The organism is Microbulbifer magnicolonia, assembly GCF_035117725.1.
Taxonomy (GTDB): domain Bacteria; phylum Pseudomonadota; class Gammaproteobacteria; order Pseudomonadales; family Cellvibrionaceae; genus Microbulbifer; species Microbulbifer magnicolonia.
The window spans coordinates 809,644-831,672 of sequence record NZ_JAYEFD010000001.1 but is presented as its reverse complement, the minus strand read 5'-3'; the positions used below and the strand labels follow the sequence as shown (position 1 = coordinate 831,672).

Below are 22,029 nucleotides of genomic sequence, written 5' to 3'. Positions count from 1 at the left end.
GCTCTGCTTATTCCGCTGTGTTTCGTTCCGGCCAGCGATTCAGCGGCCAGAGTTCGCTGTCGTTGTCCGCCGTGCGGTCGAAGGTGAGGGTGGCGACGCCGCTGCGGTATTCGTCGGCCAGCAGCTGCAGGCCGCGCTGCCAGTGTTCGGTCAATTCATCCCAGGTGGCGAAAGGGGCATCCTTCTGCACGTCTCCCACCGCCTTGATGCCGTCGATCGGCTGTTCCAGTTCGCCGCAACCGGTCCACTTGCAGTCGCCGTGGCGCACCTGGCCGAAGGCGATGGCGCGGGCGTCGGGCTGGAACAGCGCGTAGAGCGGCAGCTGTGGTTCGCGGATGCGTTCGCCCAGCCAGTCTTTGCTACTGGGCGTGCCGGTCTTGTAGTCGACGACCAGCTGTTCGCCACTGGCAAGCTGATCGAGGCGATCGAGGCGCAAACTGAACTGCAGCCCGCCGATTTGCACCTGCTGCTCCCACTCGATTTTCTCCACGGCGAAGGCCGGCCGCTGCATTTCCAGTTGCAGCCACTGATCCATCAGCCGCACAAGGCGCTGCTCTTCCATCCCCCAGAAGCCGGCTGGCAGATGTGTATGCTTCTTGCGCACATTGCGCAGTGCATTTTCTATCGAGCTGTCGATCTGATCCCGGCGATGTTCCTCGTCCATGGTTCGCAGGTGGGCCACATCGCCGCACTGCTGCCAGAATTCCGCCAGCACCTGGTGCACGATGTTGCCGCGCTCGGCGGGGCTGAGGCCGATATCCGGCTGCACAAAACCTCGGGCACCGAGGCGGTAGCGCAGCTGTGCATTGAGCGGGCACAGGGCCTGGGCCTTGAGCACCGCGGCGCCGCCGCGCACGCGTTCGCAGTCCGCCGGCGCCAGCGGCGGCAGCCGGTTGTCGGCGACATTTTCCAGCGCAGTGGCCGCCGCGAGTTTCGCGCTGTGATCGCTCAGCGCATCGGTTTCGATGGGCGAAAGCGCTGCCGGGTTGCCGAACAGGCTGCTCAGCCCCTGGTGCACACCGTCCTCCACGGCGGTGTAACTGACGACGATATCGGCGCTGGCGCCCAGCAGGTCGTCGCTCAGTTCACGCGCGAGTTCCAGTTCGCGCTCGGCGCTGGCGCGGGGCATTTTCCAGTGCTTCTGCCACTGGATCGGCAGCAGTGGATTGGGCGCGGGGGCGGGCGGCCACTGCTGCTGGCCGAAGCCGACCAGGCGCAAGTGATCGAAGGCGAGGCCGCCGGCCTCGAGCACGCCGAGAATCTGCACCGGGCCGTCGTGGGTCTGCGCCTGGAAGGGCGTGCGGCTGGCGATCTGGCGCAGCTGCTGCAGGGCCTGGCTCAGGGTCAGGCTGCCGCCGCAGGCGGACAGGGCGGCGAGATCTTCCAGCGCGCTCTCCCAGTGTTGCAGCTGCTGGTATTCCTGGCTGTCGGGGTTGCGGTTGCCGGGCCAGCCGAGCGCGGTGAGCATTTCCGAAAAACGCGCCGCCCAGATTTCTGCGGGCGCGCGTTTCCAGCGCCGCGTGCACTCGCCGATCAGTTCCAGCTGGCGCGGCAGCTGTGGCTCGTCAAGTTGCAGATGGGCGGCAGTGCGCTCCGCCCAATAGCGCAGGGTGGCGCCGTCGATGCGGCGCAGCTCCAGCTTCTGCAGGCGGCGGAACAGGGCGCTGTGGAGCCAGGTTTCCTCTTCACGCCCCCAGAAGGGGCAGAACAGCAGGTTGCGCAGCTGGGCGTAGTCCCATTCGTCGCGCAGCAATTCGAGCAGCAGCAGCGCCGCGCTGCCGATTGGCGTCTGCGCCAGGGGCGTGCCGGCGGAGAAGTTGAATGGCAGTGTGTAGCGCCGCTGCTGCGGATCCAGGTACTGCGGTTCCAGCACGCGCGCGAAGATGGCTTCCACCTGGGCGCGACACTGGCCGAGGTTGTTGACGACGATACCGACGCTCGCACGCGGATTCCGCTCGAGTTTCTGTGCGGCCCAGCGCGCCGCCTGGTATAGCTCGTCCTCGAGGTTCTGGCAGGGGGCGCCACGTATCTCGCCGTTCCGTTTAACCGACGGCCGTGCGACCACCTTTTTCGCGGCGGCGTGGAGTATGGCGTCGGCCAGGGGGGATATCTGCGCAAAACCGGCGGTGTCGATCTGCGGTAGCGAGCCGATGGCGCCTTCTTGCAGTGCGCGCAGCAGCAGCTGGTCGCGCTGGTCGGGGGTGATGCCGTTGTGAGTGTGCAGCTGTTGGGCGAAGGCCCTGATCATTGCGGTCAGCGGCAGTTCATCGTCGCTGAAGCCGAGCGCGAACTTTTCCAGCAGGGGTTCGACGCTGGCCTCGATGCGGTTGATATCCGTTACCAGCTGCCACTGCAGCAGCTGCGCCAGGGCGCTATCGGCATCGCGGCACAGCTGCTGGCTGTTCAGCAGCTGGCGCTCGAGGGATTCGTCCAGGGCGCGCTGCCACAGCAGCTGGCGTTGCTCGCGGTTCAGTACCTGTTTCAGTGCCGGCTTCCAGCCGCGCTGCTGCAGGTGGAACCACAGTTTGTCGAGCCAGCCCTGCAGGGATTCTACCGGCGGCGGCGCCCAGCAGGACCCGGCCGCTTGTGCGGCGGCGTAGACCTGCTGGCAGCGGTTGCGCAGGCGGTTGTTCGGTGTCAGCAGCAGCCCCCCCGGGGGGAGTCGCGCGAGGATTTCCAGGACGGGGAATGCCGGTTGCAGCATGGATTCTGGGCACCTGGTTCGGCTTGGGATTTGTGATTACGGTCGCGTTTTGTGGTGAAACTGTCAACCGGATTCGGCGGGACGGCGTCAGCTGGCCATGGACTGCGCGCGCGGCGCGAACTCGGCGAAGGCGAGCGCGATCCGGCCGTCGCTGTCCGCTGCGCTGGTCAGCAGCTGGCTCTGCCCCGGGCTCGCGGGCAGGGCCAGCTGCAGCTCGCCGAGCCACCACTGGACGCGGCGGGCAATGGCGGCGCCGGAGTCCAGCCACTGGATCGGCCGCGGCGCGTAGCGGTCCAGTTCGTCGCGTAAGAGCGGGAAGTGGGTGCAGGCCAGTACTGCGATATCTACCTTGTCGCCGCCGGCGGTGTGAAAGATGCGGTGCAGTACCGGTTCCAGGTCGGCCGCGGTCACCGTTTCACCGCGCAGCTTGGCCTCCGCCAGATGCACCAGCTCCGGTGCCGGCACATTGATCACGCGGTTGCCGTTGGCGAACTGTTCGATCAGCTCCCGGGTGTAATTGCGGTTGACAGTGCCCTCGGTGGCGATCAGGGCGAAGGTGCGGGTTTTGGTGGCTGCGGCTGCGGGTTTGACCGCCGGCACCACACCCACCACCGGCTCGCTCAGCGCCTCCCGCAACTGCGGCAGGGCGAGGGTGCTGGCGGTGTTGCAGCCGACCACGAGTATGTCGGCCCCGCAGCGCGCCATCATCCTGCTTGCCTGCGCGACGATGCGCGGGCGCAGCTCCTCTTCGCGCTTGGTGCCGTAGGGGTAGAAGCCGTTGTCGATGCCGAAGTGCAGCGTCAGGCCGGGCAGCAGGCGGCGGATCTCCCGCGCGATGCTGATGGCGCCCACGCCGGAGTCGAAGATCAGCGCGCTTGGGTGCTCGGTGGAGCCCTTGTTAGAATGAGCGCTTTCGAACTGCATACGCAACCTTGTTTCCCGCCTTGTCCGGGGGACTCCCCGGCCGTTCAGAATACCAGCCATCCAAGTTTAAGAGAATTTTATGGAACTGTTCCCGCTGCAACTGAGCCTCGAACAAGCAATGCTGGCCGGTATAGGCCTGCTGCTGTTGCTCGGGCTGCTGGTCTGGCTCGCCGGTGCCGGCGCGCGACGCAGGCTGGCAGAGACGGCGGCGGCCCTGCAGGCCGCCGGGGCGGAGCTGAAAATAGCCGAGGCGCGCCTGGGCGGCAGTCGCGAGCGCGAGGCCCAGCTGGCCGCGGAGGTACAGTCCCTGCGCACCGAGCTTGCGGACAAGCTGCAGCGCCTGACCCGCAGCCAGGTACTCGTAGAGAAGAGCGAGGCCGCCCTGGGTGAACAGCGCCAGCAGCTGGAGCAGACGCGCAAGGCGATGGCCGAGCAGTTCGAGAACCTGGCCAACCGCATCTTCGAGGAGAAGCAGCAGGCGTTCGTGCGCCGCAGCGAGGACAGCCTGCGCAAGAGCCTGGATCCGCTGGAGCGCCAGCTGGGCGATTTCCGCAAGCGGGTGGAGCATGTCTACGACCAGGAGAACCGGGACCGCGGCAGCCTGGTGGGGCAGATCAAGGCGCTGCGCGAGCAGACCCAGCGCATCAGCGACGAGGCCCTGAACCTGACCTCGGCGCTGAAGGGCGACCGCAAGATCCAGGGCAACTGGGGCGAGGTGGTACTGGAGCGGCTGCTGGAAGAATCCGGCCTGGTTAAGGGCCGCGAGTATGAGACCCAGGTTTCTCTCAAGGCTGGCACCCAGGATGGCCGCCGCCGCCAGCCGGACGTGATCGTGCGGCTGCCGGAGCACAAGGACCTGATCATCGACTCCAAGGTGTCGCTGGTGGACTACGAGCGCTACAGCGCCGCAGAGACCGACGAGGAGCGGGCGCAGGCGCTGAAGCAGCATGTGAACTCCCTGCGCGCCCATATCACCGGCCTGAACAAGAAGGCCTATGAACAGCTCGAGGGCGTGCGCACGCTGGATTTCGTCTTCATCTTCGTGCCCATCGAGGCCGCCTATATGCTGGCGATGCAGGCGGACCCGGAGCTGTTCCGCTTCGCCTACGAGAAGCAGATAGTGCTGGTGAGCCCCACCAGCCTGATGGCCACGCTGCGCACGGTGGAGAATATCTGGCGCTACGAAAAGCAGAACAAGAACGCCGAGCGCATCGCCGAGGAGGCCGGCAAGCTGCACGACCAGTTCGCGATGGTGCTGGAATCGCTGGACGAGCTGGGCGCTCGCCTGCGCCAGGCCGACGAGGCCTATCAGCAGACCTACAAGCGCCTGGCCACCGGCCGCGGCAATGCGGTCAAGCGGATCGACAGCCTGCGCAAGCTGGGGGCCAAGACCCGCAAGCAGATCGCTTCGGACCTGCGCGAAAAGGCGGACTCCAGCGAACTCAAGTCCCTGCCGGAACCCGAACCGGAAACCCAGGCCGAGACCGAAGTCGAAGGCGAATAATTCGCGATGGAGACATTCGCCTTCGCGCTGTCGGTTACCGGGCCGATTTTCCTGACCCTGATCATCGGTTACTGGCTGACCAGGATTGGCCTGCTGCGGGAGGCGTTTGTCGACGATGCTTCGCGGCTGGTATTTCTGGTTACCCTGCCGGTGTTGCTGTTTAGCGAGATTTTTACCTCGGATGCGGAGTTGGGTCAGGAGCTGCCGCTGCTGGCGGCCGGCCTGCTGGGCACCCTGATCACGATTCCGTTGGCGTGGGCGGCGGCGCGACCATTGGCACGAGGCGATCGCAGCGCGTTTATTCAGGGCGCCTTCCGCGGCAACCTGGGTATTATCGGCCTCGCCTGGGCGGCCAATGCCTACGGCAGCAGCGGTCTGGCGCAGGCGGCCCTGCTGATGGCGGTGGTGACGATGCTGTACAACCTGGCCGCGGTGACGCTGTTCGCCGTCTACAGTCAGGACGCGCCGGGAAAATGGAACCGGGGCAGCTGGGGCAAGCTGGCCAGGGATATAGCGCAGAACCCGCTGATTGTCGCCATAGTACTGGCCCTGGTGTGCCGACAGGCCGGCCTGCAGTTGCCGGCCATCCTGCTGCAGACGGGGGATTACCTGGCCTCGATCACCCTGCCGCTGGCGCTGCTGTGTATCGGTGCCAGCCTCGATTTCAGCCTGCTGCGCCGCAGCTCACTGACCGCATTCGGCGCCGTGGGATTCAAGCTGTTGCTGGTACCCGCGGTACTGCTGACTTTTGGCTGGCTGTTCCGATTGCCGCCGCAGTCAATGGGCGTACTGCTGTTGCTGGCCGCGGCACCGAGCGCGACGGTTTCCTTTATCATGGCGCGCGCCATGGGCGGCAACAGCCAGTTGGCTGCCAATATCGTCGCGCTCAGCACGCTGCTTTCCATCGTCACTGCCAGCCTGGGGCTGGCGCTGTTACAAGTCCTGTATTGAGAGGTATTGCATTGATGACGGCATTCCCGACCTGGCTGCTGCTGGTGGCCGCGCTGATTGTGTTCGCGCTCGCGGTGGTCGCCGGATATTACCTGCGCAAGCTCAACGTCGCGCAGCGGCAGCAGGCGCAGCAGCTGGCTGAGCTGGAACAGGCCGCGGCGGATCAGCGCCAGCGCGTCAACGACAGCATCCAGATAATCGCGCGTACCCTGCTGGACGACGGCGTCGGGCTGACAGAGGCCTCGATCCGTATTCGCGTGCTGCTGGACGCGCTACAGGTGGAGCAGGGGGTGCGCGAAGAGTTCGTGGCCTTCTACACCATTGCGGAGAAGACCAGTCATATCCCGATCCTGCAGGACTGGAAGAAGCTGCCGCGCAAGAAGCAGTTTCAGTTCGAGCTGGAGATGGCGCGGATCGAGGAGGAGTACAAGGATTTCGCGCTGGACGCGGCGCGGCGGATTCTCGGCCGGTCCTTCTGAGTTGTCTGAGAGATCGATCGCGGCCATGGGCCGCTCCTACAGGTGGTGGAAAAAACTATTGTAGGAGCGGCCCATGGCCGCGACAAATTTGTCCGGAACAAATCTGGACGTCGAAGACGCCCGCAGGGCGAGCGCCGGGGATGGCGCGAGTCAACGGATCATTTGCGCACTATTTGCGCACTAACAGCAGCCCGGATTCCGTGTGATCCGTATAGGGAAACTGGTCGAACAGCGCAAAGCGCTCGATCCTGTGCGTCCTGCTCAGCTCTGCCAGGTTTTCCAGCTGCGTCTGCGGATTGCAGGAGATATACAGAATCCGCGGGAAGCGCGCCACCATCGCGCAGGTATCCCTGTCCAGCCCGGCGCGCGGCGGGTCTACCAGTACGGTGGAGAAATCGTAGCTGTCCAGGTCGATCTCTTTCAGGCGGCGGAAGGGCCGCACCTTGTCGATCGCCTGTGTGAACTCCTCGCTCGACAGGCGGACTATATCCAGGTTGGTCACGCCGTTCGCGGCAATGTTTTCCTGCGCGGCGTTGACCGAGACCTTGGACACTTCCGTCGCCAGCACCCTGTCGAAATGCTCGCACAGTGGAATGGTTAAGTTGCCATTGCCGCAGTAGAGTTCCAGCAGGTCGCCGCTGCTGTCCCGGCACACATCCTTGGCCCAGCCGATCATCGAGCGGCAGATTTCGCCGTTGGGTTGAGTGAAGCTCCCCTCCACCTGCTTGTACTGGTAGGTCCTGTCGCCCAGCTGCAATTGCTCGGTGACATAGTCCCGCTCCAGCACGATTTTTTGCTTGCGCGAGCGGCCGAGGATCGGGAAACCGAGCTTCTCCTGCAGCGCGCGGGCCTCAGTTTCCCATGCCTCGTCGAGCTTCTTGTGGTAGATCAGCGTGATCAGCGCGTCACCGCTCAGCGTGGTCAGGAATTCCGCGGAAAACAGGCGTTTGCGCAAAAGCTCGCTGTTGTTGACGGCTTCCAGCACCAGGGGCATCAGCCGGTTCATCAGTTCCGAGCCAACGGTAAACTCATCGATGATAAACGGCTGCTTGTATTCGCCCTGGCGGTACATCGCATAGTGCGCCTCGCCTTTCTCGTGCCAGACCTTGAACTCGGCGCGCAGGCGGTAGTGGATCGGCGGCGACGGGAACAGCTCGGGTTCCAGCGATGTGTATTCGCTGAAGGCCTGGCGCAGCCGTGCGGCCTTCTGCTGTAGCTGTTCCGTATAATCGTCGGTGTTAACGCGGTGTATCGCCATATTAAAATGCAGTCTGAATCTTCGGGCGGGCGCGCATTGTAAAAGAAAGAGCGCGGGAATCTCTATGGCAATTGGTGAGATAGGAATAGTAGTGCACGGCCAGGGGCTACACGAGTTTACTGACCAGGTATCCGACTGGCTGGCCGGGCAGGGCGTGGACGAGGGGCTCTGCACGCTGTTTATCCAGCACACCTCCGCCAGCCTGCTGATACAGGAAAATGCCGATCCGAGTGCGCGGGATGATCTGGAGCACTGGCTGAACCGGCTGGTGCCGGAAAACGACAGCCTGTATACGCATACGCTGGAGGGACCGGACGATATGCCGGCGCATATCAAGGCGGCGCTGACGGCGACCAGCCTGTCGATTCCGGTAAAGAGCGGCCGGCTGATGCTGGGCACCTGGCAGGGGATTTACCTGTGGGAGCACCGCCACCACCGGGGCAAGCGGCGGGTGATACTGCATATTTAGGCTCCCCCTCTCCCCAAAGCGGGGAGGGGACTGCTGCTCCCCTCTCCAGCTTGCGGGAGGAGGGCTGGGGATGAGGGCCTACAGGCAGTGGGTCGGTTTTGGCAGCCCGGCGATCTTGCTCGCCACCTTGGCCGGGCTCGGCGGAAACAGCTGCATCAGGTAGATACTCTTTCCCTTGTCGGCGCCAAGATGCTGGCCGACATACTTGACCAGCGGGCGCATCGCCGGGGACAGCTCGAATTCGCGGTAGAAGTCCTGCAGCAGCCGGACCACTTCCCAGTGCGCTTCGGTAAGCTCGATGTCCTCGGCGATGGCCAGCTGCTCGGCAACGGCCGGGCTCCAGTCATCGAGGTTGCGCAGGTAGCCCTCCTTGTCGAGTGCTATCTCGCGGCCTTCCACCTGAATACTGCCCATCAATTGAACCAGCTGACTATAGGGTTGTGTTCGAGACAGAGCTGGACCCAGCGCCCATCGTCGATCGCCTGGATGGATGCCGGCACGGTGAGGCCGCGGGCCTCGACATCGGCCCGCAGGCAGTAGACGGGGCTCACGGCGATGCCCTCCGGCATACGGCCGCTCAGGGCGTAGACACCGTCCTCGATCAGCAGCAGCGCATCGCCCTCGGCAAAGGTGCCGATGCAGTCGGCGAGGGCATTGGAGCTGTAGGGGGACTTGCTGACGATATGTAGGGTCATGCTCAGAAACTCAGAACGGTATCGTAGGCGGCAATAAAACTGCCGGTGTCGAGCACCAGCTCAACTTTGACGCCGGGTATTTCTATCCGCTTGGCGTCGATGCCTCTCTCCATCAGGCTGCGCTCACAGACGTAGACGCGTTCTACGCCGAACATCGGCAGTGCCAGCAGATTCCGCTGCAGGCTTTTCTGCCCAATGCCTTCGGGCGACTGGTCACCCAGCAACTGGAAGGCGCCGTCGCGCAGCAACAGCAGGTCCGGCGCCTGGTCCATGGCCGCGGCGGCGAGGACCGCCTCCAAGCCCTCGCGGGCGAGGGCGCTGCCATAGGGTGCCTGGCGGCAGAGTGCGAGTGTGCGTTTTGCCATCTTCAACCTCCAAAGGTCACCAGCCGGTCGGAGTTTGCCACCGCGTCTGCCAGCTGGCCGAGACCCGCCAGCTCGAAGCCGTCCGCCAGGTTGGCCGCGGGTTTTTCCAGGCGCTCCGCCTCCCGTTCGCTCAGCACACCGCGCCGCTGCGCCGCGGCAATACAGATCACCAGGTCCAGCTGGTGCTGTCGCTGCAGCGCCTGCCACTGACCGACCAGATCGAATTCGTCCTGGGGCGGAGCGGCGATGCTGCTGCCGTTATGCACACCGTCACAGTAGAAGAACACCCGGTAGAGTTGGTGCCCCTGCGCGAGCAGTGCCTGGGCGAAGCGCAGGGCACTGGCGGCGGACTGCGACGAGTGGGGAGCACTGTATACGGCGAGTGAGAATTTCATAGGGGGCCGGATAGTAAAATGCCCCGCGTTGCGGGGCATTGCGTATTACGCGGACTGCTGCGGTCGATCAATCGTCGGAGGCGAAGCCGAAGAGGTGCAGCAGGCTGGTAAACAGGTTCAGGATGTTCAGATACAGGGAGGTGGTGGCCATCAGGTAGTTGGTCTCGCCGCCGTGGACGATGCGGCTGGTGTCATACAGGATGAAACCGGAGAACAGCAGGGCAACCACGCCACTCAGTACAACGCTGGCCAGCGGCAGGTAAACGCCGAAGAAGCCGGCAATCACCATGCCCAGTGCGCAGACCAATACAGCGATCAGGCCGACGAACAGGAAACCGCCCATAAAGCTGAAATCCTTGCGGGTGGTCAGCACGTAGGCGGACAGCGCGAAGAAGATCAGAGCGGTAGTGCCGAGCGCCTGCATGACGATCTGGCCGCCGCCGGCGAGGCCCAGATAGTGGTTCAGCAGCGGGCCGATGGACGCGCCCAGCAGGCCGGTAAATGCGAAGACCACGCCGACACCGGCGGCGGAGTTTGCCGTGCGCGGCAGAACGAACCATACGAGCACAATGGCGGCGATGGAACAGATCAGGCCCATGCCCCGGCCCATATCCACGGCCATCGCGATACCGGCGGTAAAGGCGCTGAACAGTACGGTCATGGCCAGTAGGGCGTAGGTATTGCGCAGTACCTTGGCCGTATCCAGGCGCTCCAGCGCTCCGGATTGAGAATAGACTTGCGGCTGCATTAGCGACTCCTGCTAGTGAAAGATACGAGAATCATATAGCCAGTGCCTTGGACCATCAAGTCGGGGCGACAGTTCGCGGCTACCGGCCGCAGTTCCATGACATGTGGGTTAAAAAAACCGCAGCTGTTGCGGTTTCTGACCGGCTGGTTGAGCCAATAGATTGGGGCTGCAACCGTCTTTTTCAATGCCCGCGACTGCTCAAGTCTCCTCGATCGGGATCTCGATATCGATGATCAGCGGCAGGTGGTCCGAAGCCTGCCGGGTCAGCGCCGTCTGCGGGATCAGCACTCTTTTTACCTCGATGTCAGGGCTGACATAGATGTAGTCGATGCGCGCCTTGGGCATATGGCTGAAAAAGGTGCCCTGCGGCGTATGGTTGGGTGCCTGTAGCTGGGCGTCGTGCAGCTGTGTGGCCACGCGTCTGCACTCGGCGGAATTGGGCAGTGCGTTGAAGTCGCCCGTCAGGATCTTGGCGCCGCGGCACTCCGGATGGGAGAGCCATTCGGGCCCCAGCAGGGCATCCACCTGCCGCAGGCGCTCGGCTTTCGACAGGCCCAGGTGGGTGTTGATGATGTGCAACTTCTGCCCGTTGTGCTGGACCTCGATCCAGAGGGCACCGCGGGGCTCGTCCGCGGCCGGATTGAACAGCTTGCTCTGGCCCGGCGGCGGTCCCGGCAATAGGCCTTTCTTGACCAGGCGCACCGGCAGATGGGTCAGAATGGCGTCGCCGTAGCGCTCTTCCTCGAGATGTAGCGCCGGGTGAAAGTGCACATTCATCGCCAGCAGCCGCGCCAGGCGCTCGGCCTGATCCAGGCCGCCACTGCGCTCGCGCATCACATCCAGTTCCTGCAGCGCCACTATATCCGGCTGGTAGCGGGCGATGACACGGGCGATGCGCTGGGGCGACAGCTTGCCGTCCACACCGCGGCAGCTGTGGACGTTGTAGGTCATGACCCGCAGTGTCTTCTGTGGTACCGGGCGGTGTTTGACGGACATGGGCTTGACGCCGCGCAGATAGGCGCGGGCGGCGGAGCGCAATTCCTCCGGGCGCCAGTGCCCGCGTTTCGGGTCCGGCGGCGGTATGTCTTCCGGCATCAGCGCAAAGGCGTGGGTCTCGTTCGGCCCGGCACCGCCGTGGCTGCCGTTCTCCAGCGCGAAAGTCAGCGATGGTTCCTGGCCGGCGCACCAGCCGTACATCATGAAATCGCCGGCATCCGCGTGACTGCACAAGCGCACCATGTCGGCGATGGCCTCGTCCGGGAACGGGTGTTCGTCGCCGAGCAGTCTGGCGCCGTCTTCCGGCAGGCGCACCGGTCCCTGCGCCCACCAGCCGCGGACCGGTGAGGTGGGGTCACCCGGATCGGTGCGGTAGAGCACCAGTGGCACCTTGGCCTTGTCGACGATCAGCCGCGCTATTTCGTCGCGGTCGGCGCCGTTCGCCTGCACGTTGTACAGCATGGCCAGCGGACCCAGTGCCGCCAGGGCTACCGGTGAGTCGCCGTTTTCGGTTGACGCCTCGTCGTTCGGAATCATCCGCTCGATCCATTCGCTGCCAAACAGGCGCGCGCGTTCCAGCTGCACCCCGCGGCGGCTTTTGCCGCGGCGTACGTTCGGGCTGGTCGGCAGGTGCGAGAGGGCGTCCGACAGTGCATCGCCGAGGCTGCGGCCGTAATAGTCCTCGTAGGGGGTTGCCGCTTCCTGGCCGTGGTCCGAGAAAATCCACACGTCATAGTGGCGCCGGTCGGACGCGTGGGCGGCGCGCCAGATGCGTGCGATGGCGTTGTCGATGCCCTTCAGGACCCAGTGGGCGAATGCGGAGCTTGGCCCGCGGCGGTGGGACTGCTCATCGTAACCGAGCAGATTGACGTAAATGATCGGCAGCCCGCGGGCGATATCGATCTTGACGCCGATGGTGCAGAGCTCGCGCATCAATATGGTGACGGCGACCCGGGTCGGTACGAACATCAACTCGCGGATCAGATCCTGCCCCTGGATGACACCGCGTATGCTGTCTGCCAGTGCCAGCACGAACTCCACCACCACCAAGCCTGCGGTGCGCACCAGGCTCCAGGCGTTGGTCAGTAACAGCAGGAAGACCGCCCACGGACTCGCTTCGCGCAGTGCCGGGCCCCAGCCCTGGTCGGCGGGGCAGAAGTGCGCCTCGCCGTGTTGCGTGCCGGCGCGAAACAGGCTCAGGTAGCAACTGCCGCCCTTGAGCAGTGGCGCGCGGCCCTTCGCCTTGGCCCGTTTCTCCACCAGTGCTGCGACTTCCGGATCGTACATCCGGCCCAGCTGGCCGGTTTCGTGCGCCATGAAACCGAAGGCGGGCACTATCTGGCGTACGCCGTAGAAGAGTTCCGCCTGTACTGCGGGTGTGGTGGAGGGCACACCCGGGTAGAGATGCTCCAGGTGGTAGTGTTCTTTGCGCATCAGCCGTTTCAGAAACGGCAGCCGGCCCCGGGCGAGCGCCTTGTTGAACTGCGAATAGGCGAGGCCGTCCACCTGGATCAGGATAAGTCCGGGATCACTGGGCGGGCATTCGCTCCTGGAGAGGCCGAGCAGGTGGGCCATCCACTCGCTGCGGCTGAAGCGGCGGCGCCAACGGCGCAGTCTGGATCCTATTCGGCTCAGCATCGCGGCCAGACTTTATCGTTGCGAAGGGTGGGACAAGGCGGCGCCCGCGGCACTGGTGACACCCTCGAGAATTTCCCACTGGGCGCCGATCAGATTGCGCAGGCGCATCCACTGTGCGTACAGCGAGTCGTCGAGCGGCCAGTTGTGTTTGAGCAGCGGCTCGTAGAGCTCCAGCGCCCGCCCGGCGCAATTTCCGATGGAGAACTCGCGTGCGGTGCGGAGTGCTGCCTCGGCAATTGCGCGGCGCTGCTGCGCGGGCAGTTCATACAGCCACTCGATAGCGGCGACGAATTCTCTCTGCTCTTCACGCGCCACCAGGCGGCCGTTGACGCCGTCCCGCACAACTTCACGGGTACCGTTGGCATCCAGCGCGACAACCGGCACACCCGCGGCCATGGCCTCGGTCAGCACCATGCCCTGGGTTTCGCTGGTGGAGGCGAAGGCAAACACGTCCATCGCACTGTAGGCATCGCGCTGGGCTTCCCCCTGCAGGGTGCCGGTCAGGTGCAGCCGCGCGGTGAGGCCGCGGCTGGCAAACAATGCTGCCAGCTGGTCCGCGAGCGGCCCGCTGCCGACCAGCAGGAAATGCACGTCGTCGCGCCGCTGCATGAACTCCGCAACAGCGGCTGCGAGGAAGTCGAGATTTTTCTCCAGCGCGAGCCTGCCCAGGTGACCGATGACAAACGCGCGCTCCGGTATGCGCCGCTGGCCCCGGAACCCGGAACCATCGCCGCCGCGGTAGTGTTCCAGCTGCACGCCGGTCGGAACCTCGGCGATTGGCGTTGTGACGCCGCGCCCGCGCAGCAGCTCCGCGATGCTCTCGCTGGGGGCGAATACCAGGCTCGCCAGGTTTGCGTAGCGGGTTGCGAGTTCGATCACGAAGCGCTTCAGGGCCTGGGAATCCGCGGGCACATAATGGGTGTAACGCTCGTACAGTGTGTGATGGGTAAAGACCAGCGGCAGTTCCCGCTCACGCGCGACTCGCAACGCGGTCATACCGAGCAGGAAGGGGTGGTGGGCGTGCACTATGTCCGGGCGGAATTCGTCCAGCCGCTCGCTCAGGTGGCCGGAAAAGGGCAGGGCTACGGAGAAGTCGCTGCCATTGAAATTCTGAATCGCGTGGATGCGCACCACATCGGTTTCGTCGGCGATCTTCTCGGCGAATTCCGGCGCGACGATCAGAACCTTGTGTCCGCGCTTCCGATACTCGCCGGCGAAGGCCGCCACCGAGCGCGCCACGCCCCCCACATGCGGCAGGTATGTATTGGTGAGCATGACGATGTTCATAGGGACCTAGGCCGTCAGCTCCACATGGTTGACCTCGGGCACCGCATTTACCGCCTTAAACCCGAGTGCGCGCACCTCGATTGGCGGCGCGCCGCGGTACCAGTCCCCGATCCAGGCGACGCGGGGGCTGGATCCAGGCGTGATCTCCAGGGTGATCTTGCCAAAGCGGGTCAGGGCCGGGCCGAAGCGGATGGGTTCAGCGGCCGACTCGTTTGCCAGCCACTCCGGTGGCAAACCGGATGCCAGTACCAGCGTCTCGCCCTCCTCGCGGACAAAGCAGTTGCGCTGCATCGCCACCCATTCGGCGGCGGCCCAGGCGTGCTGGCCGTCACCCATGCAGCCGCCGAGTGAATGCGGGTGTATCGCTTCCGGCCATTGACCGGTAGGGGAGGCGAGCCGCGCCACGTTGCGCATCAGGTCCAGGCAGCGGGGATCGCCGGCGCGCAGCAGCACCTGGGCGATATGCAGCGTCAGGTAGGCGTTGATCCCCGAATGGATCATGTCCTGGAAAAAGCCGCCGCTGACGAAAGAGCTATCGATCAGGTAGTTGGCCAGGTCGGTGAGGCGCGCGTCGTCCGGCGGATACAGCTGTAACGGATAGCCGGCGGCGATGGAGCCTATGGCGCCCGCGTCCAGGCGGCGATTCGGTGAGGCGGGCATTGCCGGTCTGCCGAGTCGCTCCATGGCGGCGGCAAGGCTCTCGTCGATGGTCTGCTGGAAATCGTTCGCCTGTGCGTTGAACTGGTGGGCGTCGTTCGCCAGGCCCTCCCGCTCGCAGATGGCGGCCGCTGCGTGCAGGCCGGCGACGCCCCAGAAATCGTCCCAGTAGTAGCAGTCATTCGGGCCCAGGTGCTCGGCACTGAAGCCGGCCGGCAGCAGACCGCCGCAGCGGCTGCCGTCTTTCGGCAGGCGCTTGCCGGTAATCCAGCTGGCGCCGCGCAGCATCGGATCGCGCCACGCCACTTTCAGCGGGCGGTTGGTCAGCTGGCAGTACAGGTCGAAAATCCACAGCGCCTCGCCGTTGGAATCCCACTCGCCGTCCTGGGAGTGGAAGAAGCCGTCCCGCTTCTGCCGGTGGGGGAACTGGTCCAGCGCGCGCTCGGCCCGATCGACGAGGCCTGCGTGCAGTAGCGACTGAATCATGAAGGCGGCGTCGCGGAACCAGAAGCGCTTGTAGGTATAAGGGCCCGGATAGACGTCTTTCGGCGAGTGCAGCACCAGGGTGCGGATCGCGGCGTCGTACAGGAACTGGAATTCCCTGTCGGGTACCGACATGGCGCAGTGATGCTGCAGGCTGTCCGGCCAGGTCTGCAGGGGCCGGCTTCTGTGTTTGTCGCTGTGCAGGGGGATGCGGACACCGATATGCAGTGGCTTGCCCGCGTCGATGCGGAACAGCGCCGCGGCCGAGGCCATGCCCACATCGCATTCGCCGTGTACCCGGCCGCCCTGGTCCTGCAGGTGCAGGTATATGTCGCCGTGCCGATAGTCAGAGGCCAGGTGCTTTTCCACCGGTTGCTCGAAATTGACTGCCAGTTTGTCCTCGATCAGCCACTGGCGGCGATTCTCATCCAGGCGCACTTTATGGACAAAGGCGACGCCCTCTGGATTGCACGGTCGCAGGGCCACTACCAGCCAGCCTTCGCTGGCGGACTCGGCTTTCAGGTCCAGCAGGCAGTGGGCATCGGTACTGTCCGCTTCCACCCGCGCACAGTTGCGCAGTTTCAAGCTGCCCTGCGCGGATTCAGTCACTACGGCTATGTTCTCGTCCATTTCGAGCCGCTGTTTGCAACTCTTCAGTTTTGAGGGAATTAACTGCTCACCGTTGGTATCTATTACCCAGGCGTCGATGGACCAGCCATCGTAATGGGGCGTCAGCAGCCCGCGCGGATCCACCACCGGCATTTCCTCGCAGTCCGGCAGGCCCACCGCGGTCCAGTTGCGATGGCTGAGGTTGCAGTGCGTGATGGAGAAAGCGCGCGGAATAAAGGATTCATCGCGGGGATCGAACTGGCGTTCGATCCAGTAGGGCCACACCCAGTCGAGGTTGTGTTGAATAACCTTGCTGTTGATCAGCGCTCGCGCGTGAAAGATTGCGCCGGCACGCAGCAGTTCAATAGGCTCGCTGACCTCAGAGGGTTCGGCGAAGCGCTGCATTCGCGCCATCAGCGCGAGCGGATCGAGGAAACCGTGCGCAGTGGCGAACTTGCGTACGAAGAAGCGCCAGGGAAGCCATTTCATCCAGGGCATCAGAGATCCTCACTTTCTATTTTTTCCTTGAGTGCACGGCGCGCCATGCGCGTCAGCCCGATCACCGCAATTACCGCCAGCACAAATCCAATTCCATAAAAAGCCCACTGTGCCGGCGTGCGCTCCTCCATCTGCCCCATGGTGGTGATATCGGCGGCGATCGATCCGATATAGACATTGTGCAGCGTGATCGGAATGACACCGATCGCGTTACCCAGCACGAAATCCCACAACCGTACCGGCGTCAGGCCAAAAAAATAATTGGATAGCTTAAACGGGAAGAGCGGCACAAGGCGTGTGAGCATGATCATTCGCCAGCCCTCCCTCCGGATGACCTCTCCGATCGTCGGCGGCTTGATATGCGACATCAGCCAGCGGGAAGGGCGTTCACCGAATAGATAGCGTGCGATCAGGAAGGCGATGGTGGCGCCGAGCACGGTGCCGGCGACAACCAGCAGGGTGCCCTTGATCACACCAAACACAAATCCCGCGCCCATGGTAAAAATCACCCCGGGGGCCAGCACGACTATGGCCAGCGCAACGATCAGGATGAGCAGCAGGCTGGCCTGCCAGCCGCGGCTCTCCAGCCACTGCAGTAGTTCGATGATGCGGTCATCCAGATCGAAGTAGAGCAGCAGCCCAATTGCACCAGCCACGACAACTATGCAGACAAGAATGAACAGAACAGGGGATATCCTTACCGCCATAGATTCGCTCTGGAGCACCCAAGTACTACGAGTTTTCATCGCCGCCACTGTATAGCCTAGTCAATCGCCAAGCGTGCGGGGAAATGCGCCCGTTTCCACATACTCCTGCGGACGATGCAGATGCGCACTTTGGTCGAGGCGCGGGTCGGGGTGACCCAGTGCAATCTGCCGAGCAGAAATCTGAATATGGGCTACGGTGGCGCACTCGCGCGAGCCGAACCAGGCAATTGGCATCAGAATCGATATTGCAGTGTCACTTCGGTGAAGTGAATGTCTTCCGCCGGGCCCGTTGCCCGGATAAAACTGCCGGGCTGCAGGTAGGTATAGATGGCGGTGAACAACAGTCCGCGATCGAAAGTGTATTCGGCGGTGAAGGAGAAAGACGAAGCAACGTGCCGTTTGCTGCTGCCCTCGGCAAAGCGGATGATTTGCCCGCTGGGGCTGTAAACGCCGTCTGCGGTTGTCAGTCGCCAGAAGAGATTGATATCGGTGGTCAGGGTCCAGCGCTCACTGGGCTGCAGATCGAGAAATGTGTGGAAGTTGTAGAAATTGCGCGGCCCCAGCACCGCTGCTTCGGAAAAGTAGTTGCCGCGCGGAAAAAGCGGGTTGAAAGTGCCGAGCTCAGGATCGTCCAGGTTGTCATCGCCGCTGGCGATATTGACGCTCAGTCGCAGCTGCGGCTGCCAACACGCGCTTTGCCACCGGTAGGCGGTTTCACTGGCAATTGTCCAGGCGTGGATATCGCCGCTGCCGAAACCTCCATACTGGTACAGCGCCTCCCAGTTCCAGGTCCAGCGGCCGCTATTGCCCCAGTAGCGGCCGCCGAGGGAATAGCGGTCCTCATGGTCGATACCCTGTGTATATTCGGCAAGGTTGTTCTCGTAGCCCAGGAAGTAGAGATCCAGGCTGCCGTAGTGCAACAGGTTTTCCGCGGACGTGGCGTAGAGCCCCCACAGCGCCTGGCTGCTGTCAGTAGAGTCGTCGAACTCCCCGGGGTTGTCCTCGCGCGGTCTGAGGGCGACAGCGCTCAGTTGTCCGAGGTCAGGGTTCAATAGACCCCGGACTCCGTCAAAAGTGCGCCGTACATTGGGGCCCTCGCGCACACTGACCAGGCGTCCGGAGCCCAGTTCAACCTCCTGGCGACCAGCGCGCAGGGTCAGCTCGTTCGAGGCAGTTAGCGGCCCGCGGAGGTCCAGGAATGCGTTCTGCCACTCGAGCTTGTTTTCATCCACCGGGCTCGGACCGCCGGCTCGCCCGGCTTCCTGGGCGCTGGTGAGCTGGGCGAATATCCTCATGTGCCGATTCGGGTGCAGGTCCCCGAGGATCGAGTAGCGGTGCAGCCAGACCCCGTGGCTGTCCTGAGGGTCTGCGCCAAACAGCGGGTTCTCGGTGTATTCATAGCGCTGGCGGATTTCACCGCCGATACTCAGATACTGTGTCGCGCCGCTATCCAGCGGAAGGTATTTCCATCTGGCAGGCCAGCCCCGCAGCGGCAATTGGCTGCGCAGGCTGCCGTAGTCCTCTTCATAGCGCAGTTTCTCCAGCGGGGGCAGTTGTTGCTGGGCAACGGCGGTCTGCAGCCAGCATAGGGCGATCAACAGCAGCGACAGGCGAGCGCGCGCAGTAACGCCACTTGCCGTGCGTGCGCTCATCACCGTTAGAAAGCGAAGCAGGAACAGCCCAGGGCGCCCCAGAAACCTCCCTTATCCTGCACGGGGATCGGCGAATTCCAGGCGATCAAATGGTTGTGGCCGTGCAGCGTACAGCCGGACGCGCAACTGTCGTGGCAGGCGCGCGCGTAGTCGCCGTGGCGCATTGACGGTGTCGGCTCGTGTTTCACCGGGCTCCAGTCTGGACTCGCCGGGGGTAAGGGCGGGTCGAACTCCTTGAAGGGCCCGGCGGCATAGACCACCCTGCCGTCGACGATGGTGAGCTCCGACACTATCTGCTTGATCTCCTCGTCGGGCACCTTGAAATAATCGGACGACAACACACTGAGATCCGCATACTGGCCCGGCGCCAGTGTTCCCTTGACATCGTCCTCACCGGAGAACCAGGCGGAGCCGTGGGTCAACAGGCGCAGCGCGGTTTCACGGTCGACCAGGTTTTGCTTGTCGTAAAGGGCGAGGCCGCCGAGCGTCCTGCCGGTAGTCATCCAGTACAGGGCCACCCAGGGATCGTAGGAGGCGACACGGGTGGCGTCGGTGCCGGCGCCGACCGGGAGACCAATGGCCTGCATTTTCTGGATCGGCGGTGTGTGCTTCGCCGCCCGCTCGCCGTAGCGCTCGACGAAATACTCGCCCTGGAAGGCCATGCGGTGCTGTATGGCGATACCGCCACCGAGCGCCTTGATGCGTTCCAGGTTGCGTTCGTCGACGGTTTCCGCGTGGTCGATAATAAAGCGGGTCTGGAAGGGCGTTTTGCCGTTCACCCGCTCGAATACATTGAGAAAGCGGTCGATAGACTCGTTGTAGGTGGCGTGAATGCGAAACGGCCACTTTTCCGCAGCCAGCAGTTCGACGATCGGTTCCAGTTCCTTTTCCATGGTGGGTCTGAGGTCCGGGCGGGGTTCGAGAAAATTCTCGAAATCCGCCGCCGACCAGGTGAGGTTTTCACCGGCCCCGTTCATCCTCAACATGGTGTTCCCGGCGCCTGGCTCGGTCATCGCAACCCAGCGCTCGTAGTCGGATAGCTCCTGGCCGGCCTTCTGCGCAAACAGGTTGTAGGCGATGCGCACCGTCAGCTGCTTCTCATCACTCAGTTTCCGCACGACCCGGTAATCGTCCGGGTAGTTCTGGCCGCCGCCGCCGGCATCGATAACCGAGGTGATGCCGAGGCGGTTCATCTCGCGCATATAATGCCGGGTGGAGTTGATCTGCTGCTCCAGTGGCAGTTTCGGGCCCTTGGCCAGTGTCGAATAGAGAATCAGCGCCGACGGCTTGGCGATCAGCATGCCGGTCGGCTCGCCGTTCTTGTCCTTTTGAATGACACCACCGGGCGGGTCGGGGGTGTTGCGGCCGATGCCGGTGGCCCTGAGCGCGGCGCGGTTGAGCAGGGCGTGGGAGTAGAGGTGCAGGATAAACACCGGCGTCTCCGGTGCCACCTGGTTGACTTCCTCGAGCGTCGGCATGCGCCGCTCCGCAAACTGGAACTCCGACCAGCCGCCGATAACCCGGACCCACTGCGGCGCGGGTGTGCGCTCCACCTGCTCTTTCAGCATGCGCAGGGCATCCGCCAGTGAAGGCACATTTTCCCAGCGCAACTCCATGTTGTAATTGAGGCCGCCGCGGATCAGGTGGGTGTGGCTGTCGTTCAGGCCGGGGATTACGCGCTTGCCCCGCAAATCGATTACGTGGGTTTTATCGCTGGCCAGGCGCATCACTTCTTTGTCAGCGCCGGTCGACAGCACGCGGCCACCGGCGAGCGCTATGGCCGTGACTTCCGGATTCTTTACGTCGAGCGTGGTGATGTGCCCATTGCGAAGAATGGTGTCCGCCATGACGTTTTCTCCATGCTGCCAGGATCGGGCGGCGAGCGGACCCAGCAGCGCAAGTGCGCCCAGCGCCGCAGATCCCTTTAACAACTGGCGTCGGTTGGGCCGACTGCCCGCCTTGGACCGGAATTCGTCTGAATCCTGCATAAACCTTCCCTTGCGAGGCAGCTCTAGGCGATCGAAACACAAGTCGCATCAAGTGCCGGGCGCGATGCGTTACCCGGATTTGGCCGGCACCGGATCCTGGCGCGGCCCGTGCTTCACCCGCTCATCGGCCTTGTGCACCATGGTGTAGGCGTAGTCCACGCCCATGCCGTAGGCGCCGGAGTGCTCCTTGACGATATCTATGACGGCATCGTAAGTATCGCGGTGCGCCCAGTCGCGCTGCCACTCCAGCATCACCTGCTGCCAGGTCATAGGCACGACCCCTACCTGGATCATGCGCTGCATGGCATAGTCGTGCGCGTCCTTGGAGGTGCCGCCGGAGGCATCTGCCACCATATAGATCTCATAGCCCCCCTCGCGCATGGCGTCGAAGGCGAAGGTATTGTTGCAGACCTCGGTCCAGAGGCCGGCGACAACGACCTTTTGTCGACCATTTGCTGCCAGCGCATCGCGCACCTTCTGGTCATCCCAGGAATTCATGGACGTGCGTTCAAGTATTGGAATATCGGGGAAGACCGCCAGCAGTTCCGGGAATGTATGCCCGGAGAAGCTCTCGGTTTCGACTGTAGTGATGATTGTCGGTATCTTGAATGCCTTCGCCGCCTTGGCCAGTGCGACGACATTGTTTTTCAGTTGCTGACGGTCGATCGACTGGACGCCAAACGCCATCTGCGGTTGTAAGTCGATGAAAATGAGCTGGCAGTTGACCGGTGTGAGAAGTTCGGGTTTAGCGGGCATAAAAATTCTCCACGGAGTTCAAGTCCCGGGACGACCTAAACATAACTGGGGCGCTGAGCTGTCCTGCGGCAGGAAGTGGCAGCATACGAATTCGGAGATGCTGCTTTCAAAATGCTAGATCAGAATCGCAATCAGAAGTTGTCGCGAAGTAGAAATTGTCGCCACCCAAAAAAGCGACATCCGAGAACTTGGCGGGATTATATTCATTGGAGCGACAATCTATTTGTCGGGAAATTCGCTGTGCCTGCGATAGCGCGATCTATGGT

Annotated in this window: 19 protein-coding genes; 4 read left to right on the top strand and 15 right to left on the bottom strand. The window is 63.4% G+C overall.

Annotated features, from left to right (window positions below; genetic code table 11):
• Nucleotides 1-7 precede the first annotated feature (7 nt).
• Both RRF64_RS03710 and murI read right to left on the bottom strand, forming a co-directional pair.
• A complete protein-coding gene (locus RRF64_RS03710) occupies nucleotides 8-2,704 on the bottom strand; it encodes a PD-(D/E)XK nuclease family protein (RefSeq protein WP_323844475.1) in 2,697 nt (898 codons plus the stop codon).
• Between the two features lie 87 nt (nucleotides 2,705-2,791).
• A complete protein-coding gene (gene murI, locus RRF64_RS03705; RefSeq protein ID WP_323844474.1) occupies nucleotides 2,792-3,628 on the bottom strand; it encodes a glutamate racemase in 837 nt (278 codons plus the stop codon).
• A gap of 79 nt (nucleotides 3,629-3,707) precedes the next feature.
• Here murI and RRF64_RS03700 point away from each other — a divergent pair, with 79 nt between their 5' ends.
• The 3 genes from RRF64_RS03700 to RRF64_RS03690 are packed head-to-tail and all read left to right on the top strand — an operon-like array spanning nucleotide 3,708 to nucleotide 6,562.
• Entirely contained in the window at nucleotides 3,708-5,132 is a 1,425-nt protein-coding gene (locus RRF64_RS03700; protein WP_323844473.1) for a DNA recombination protein RmuC, read from the top strand.
• A gap of 6 nt (nucleotides 5,133-5,138) precedes the next feature.
• A complete protein-coding gene (locus tag RRF64_RS03695) occupies nucleotides 5,139-6,083 on the top strand; it encodes an AEC family transporter (RefSeq protein ID WP_323844472.1) in 945 nt (314 codons plus the stop codon).
• 14 nt (nucleotides 6,084-6,097) lie between these two features.
• Entirely contained in the window at nucleotides 6,098-6,562 is a 465-nt protein-coding gene (locus RRF64_RS03690; protein WP_323844471.1) for a DUF2489 domain-containing protein, read from the top strand.
• Between the two features lie 169 nt (nucleotides 6,563-6,731).
• Here RRF64_RS03690 and trmA read toward each other — a convergent pair whose 3' ends face one another.
• On the bottom strand, nucleotides 6,732-7,820 hold the full coding sequence (gene trmA, locus RRF64_RS03685; RefSeq protein ID WP_323844470.1) for a tRNA (uridine(54)-C5)-methyltransferase TrmA: 1,089 nt from the start codon (nucleotides 7,818-7,820) through the stop codon (nucleotides 6,732-6,734).
• A 64-nt stretch (nucleotides 7,821-7,884) separates the two neighbouring features.
• Here trmA and RRF64_RS03680 point away from each other — a divergent pair, with 64 nt between their 5' ends.
• Nucleotides 7,885-8,289: a secondary thiamine-phosphate synthase enzyme YjbQ gene (locus RRF64_RS03680; protein ID WP_323844469.1), complete on the top strand. Its 405-nt coding sequence runs from the start codon at nucleotides 7,885-7,887 to the stop codon at nucleotides 8,287-8,289.
• 78 nt (nucleotides 8,290-8,367) lie between these two features.
• On the opposite strand, the gene RRF64_RS03675 is transcribed toward RRF64_RS03680, so the two are convergent.
• The 12 genes from RRF64_RS03675 to RRF64_RS03620 form a co-directional block, all read right to left on the bottom strand.
• Complete coding sequence (locus RRF64_RS03675) at nucleotides 8,368-8,703, bottom strand: TusE/DsrC/DsvC family sulfur relay protein (protein ID WP_323844468.1); 336 nt, start codon at nucleotides 8,701-8,703, stop codon at nucleotides 8,368-8,370.
• Nucleotides 8,703-8,984, bottom strand: a complete 282-nt coding sequence (gene tusB, locus RRF64_RS03670; protein ID WP_323844467.1) for a sulfurtransferase complex subunit TusB — start codon at nucleotides 8,982-8,984, stop codon at nucleotides 8,703-8,705. The genes RRF64_RS03675 and tusB overlap by 1 nt, the downstream gene beginning before the upstream one ends.
• Nucleotides 8,985-8,986: 2 nt before the next feature.
• Nucleotides 8,987-9,349, bottom strand: a complete 363-nt coding sequence (tusC, locus tag RRF64_RS03665) for a sulfurtransferase complex subunit TusC (protein ID WP_323844466.1) — start codon at nucleotides 9,347-9,349, stop codon at nucleotides 8,987-8,989.
• A gap of 2 nt (nucleotides 9,350-9,351) precedes the next feature.
• Nucleotides 9,352-9,744: a sulfurtransferase complex subunit TusD gene (gene tusD / locus RRF64_RS03660; protein ID WP_323844465.1), complete on the bottom strand. Its 393-nt coding sequence runs from the start codon at nucleotides 9,742-9,744 to the stop codon at nucleotides 9,352-9,354.
• A gap of 67 nt (nucleotides 9,745-9,811) precedes the next feature.
• Nucleotides 9,812-10,492, bottom strand: coding sequence for a Bax inhibitor-1/YccA family protein (locus tag RRF64_RS03655; protein ID WP_323844464.1), 681 nt, complete (start codon nucleotides 10,490-10,492; stop codon nucleotides 9,812-9,814).
• 198 nt (nucleotides 10,493-10,690) lie between these two features.
• Entirely contained in the window at nucleotides 10,691-13,126 is a 2,436-nt protein-coding gene (locus RRF64_RS03650; protein ID WP_323844463.1) for an endonuclease/exonuclease/phosphatase family protein, read from the bottom strand.
• 12 nt (nucleotides 13,127-13,138) lie between these two features.
• A complete protein-coding gene (locus RRF64_RS03645; protein WP_323844462.1) occupies nucleotides 13,139-14,401 on the bottom strand; it encodes a glycosyltransferase in 1,263 nt (420 codons plus the stop codon).
• An 18-nt stretch (nucleotides 14,402-14,419) separates the two neighbouring features.
• Nucleotides 14,420-16,660 (bottom strand): glucosidase family protein, encoded by a 2,241-nt coding sequence (locus tag RRF64_RS03640; RefSeq protein WP_323844461.1) that lies wholly within the window; start codon nucleotides 16,658-16,660, stop codon nucleotides 14,420-14,422.
• A complete protein-coding gene (locus tag RRF64_RS03635; RefSeq protein ID WP_323845589.1) occupies nucleotides 16,660-17,406 on the bottom strand; it encodes a TVP38/TMEM64 family protein in 747 nt (248 codons plus the stop codon). Before RRF64_RS03635 ends, RRF64_RS03640 begins: the two co-directional genes overlap by 1 nt.
• Before the next feature lie 194 nt (nucleotides 17,407-17,600).
• Nucleotides 17,601-19,019, bottom strand: a complete 1,419-nt coding sequence (locus RRF64_RS03630; RefSeq protein ID WP_323844460.1) for an alginate export family protein — start codon at nucleotides 19,017-19,019, stop codon at nucleotides 17,601-17,603.
• A 5-nt stretch (nucleotides 19,020-19,024) separates the two neighbouring features.
• Nucleotides 19,025-21,007, bottom strand: coding sequence for an amidohydrolase (locus RRF64_RS03625; RefSeq protein ID WP_323844459.1), 1,983 nt, complete (start codon nucleotides 21,005-21,007; stop codon nucleotides 19,025-19,027).
• A gap of 69 nt (nucleotides 21,008-21,076) precedes the next feature.
• Nucleotides 21,077-21,763, bottom strand: coding sequence for a hydrolase (locus RRF64_RS03620; protein WP_323844458.1), 687 nt, complete (start codon nucleotides 21,761-21,763; stop codon nucleotides 21,077-21,079).
• Nucleotides 21,764-22,029: the final 266 nt, after the last annotated feature.

Excerpts from the sequence above, each read along its gene's own strand:
- RRF64_RS03710 (WP_323844475.1), bottom strand. The coding sequence starts at position 2,704 with ATGCTGCAACCGGCATTCCCCGTCCTGGAAATCCTCGCGCGACTCCCC.
- murI (WP_323844474.1), bottom strand. The coding sequence starts at position 3,628 with ATGCAGTTCGAAAGCGCTCATTCTAACAAGGGCTCCACCGAGCACCCA.
- RRF64_RS03700 (WP_323844473.1), top strand. The coding sequence starts at position 3,708 with ATGGAACTGTTCCCGCTGCAACTGAGCCTCGAACAAGCAATGCTGGCC.
- RRF64_RS03695 (WP_323844472.1), top strand. The coding sequence starts at position 5,139 with ATGGAGACATTCGCCTTCGCGCTGTCGGTTACCGGGCCGATTTTCCTG.
- RRF64_RS03690 (WP_323844471.1), top strand. The coding sequence starts at position 6,098 with ATGACGGCATTCCCGACCTGGCTGCTGCTGGTGGCCGCGCTGATTGTG.
- trmA (WP_323844470.1), bottom strand. The coding sequence starts at position 7,820 with ATGGCGATACACCGCGTTAACACCGACGATTATACGGAACAGCTACAG.
- RRF64_RS03680 (WP_323844469.1), top strand. The coding sequence starts at position 7,885 with ATGGCAATTGGTGAGATAGGAATAGTAGTGCACGGCCAGGGGCTACAC.
- RRF64_RS03675 (WP_323844468.1), bottom strand. The coding sequence starts at position 8,703 with ATGGGCAGTATTCAGGTGGAAGGCCGCGAGATAGCACTCGACAAGGAG.
- tusB (WP_323844467.1), bottom strand. The coding sequence starts at position 8,984 with ATGACCCTACATATCGTCAGCAAGTCCCCCTACAGCTCCAATGCCCTC.
- tusC (WP_323844466.1), bottom strand. The coding sequence starts at position 9,349 with ATGGCAAAACGCACACTCGCACTCTGCCGCCAGGCACCCTATGGCAGC.
- tusD (WP_323844465.1), bottom strand. The coding sequence starts at position 9,744 with ATGAAATTCTCACTCGCCGTATACAGTGCTCCCCACTCGTCGCAGTCC.
- RRF64_RS03655 (WP_323844464.1), bottom strand. The coding sequence starts at position 10,492 with ATGCAGCCGCAAGTCTATTCTCAATCCGGAGCGCTGGAGCGCCTGGAT.
- RRF64_RS03650 (WP_323844463.1), bottom strand. The coding sequence starts at position 13,126 with ATGCTGAGCCGAATAGGATCCAGACTGCGCCGTTGGCGCCGCCGCTTC.
- RRF64_RS03645 (WP_323844462.1), bottom strand. The coding sequence starts at position 14,401 with ATGCTCACCAATACATACCTGCCGCATGTGGGGGGCGTGGCGCGCTCG.
- RRF64_RS03640 (WP_323844461.1), bottom strand. The coding sequence starts at position 16,660 with ATGCCCTGGATGAAATGGCTTCCCTGGCGCTTCTTCGTACGCAAGTTC.
- RRF64_RS03635 (WP_323845589.1), bottom strand. The coding sequence starts at position 17,406 with ATGAAAACTCGTAGTACTTGGGTGCTCCAGAGCGAATCTATGGCGGTA.
- RRF64_RS03630 (WP_323844460.1), bottom strand. The coding sequence starts at position 19,019 with ATGAGCGCACGCACGGCAAGTGGCGTTACTGCGCGCGCTCGCCTGTCG.
- RRF64_RS03625 (WP_323844459.1), bottom strand. The coding sequence starts at position 21,007 with ATGCAGGATTCAGACGAATTCCGGTCCAAGGCGGGCAGTCGGCCCAAC.
- RRF64_RS03620 (WP_323844458.1), bottom strand. The coding sequence starts at position 21,763 with ATGCCCGCTAAACCCGAACTTCTCACACCGGTCAACTGCCAGCTCATT.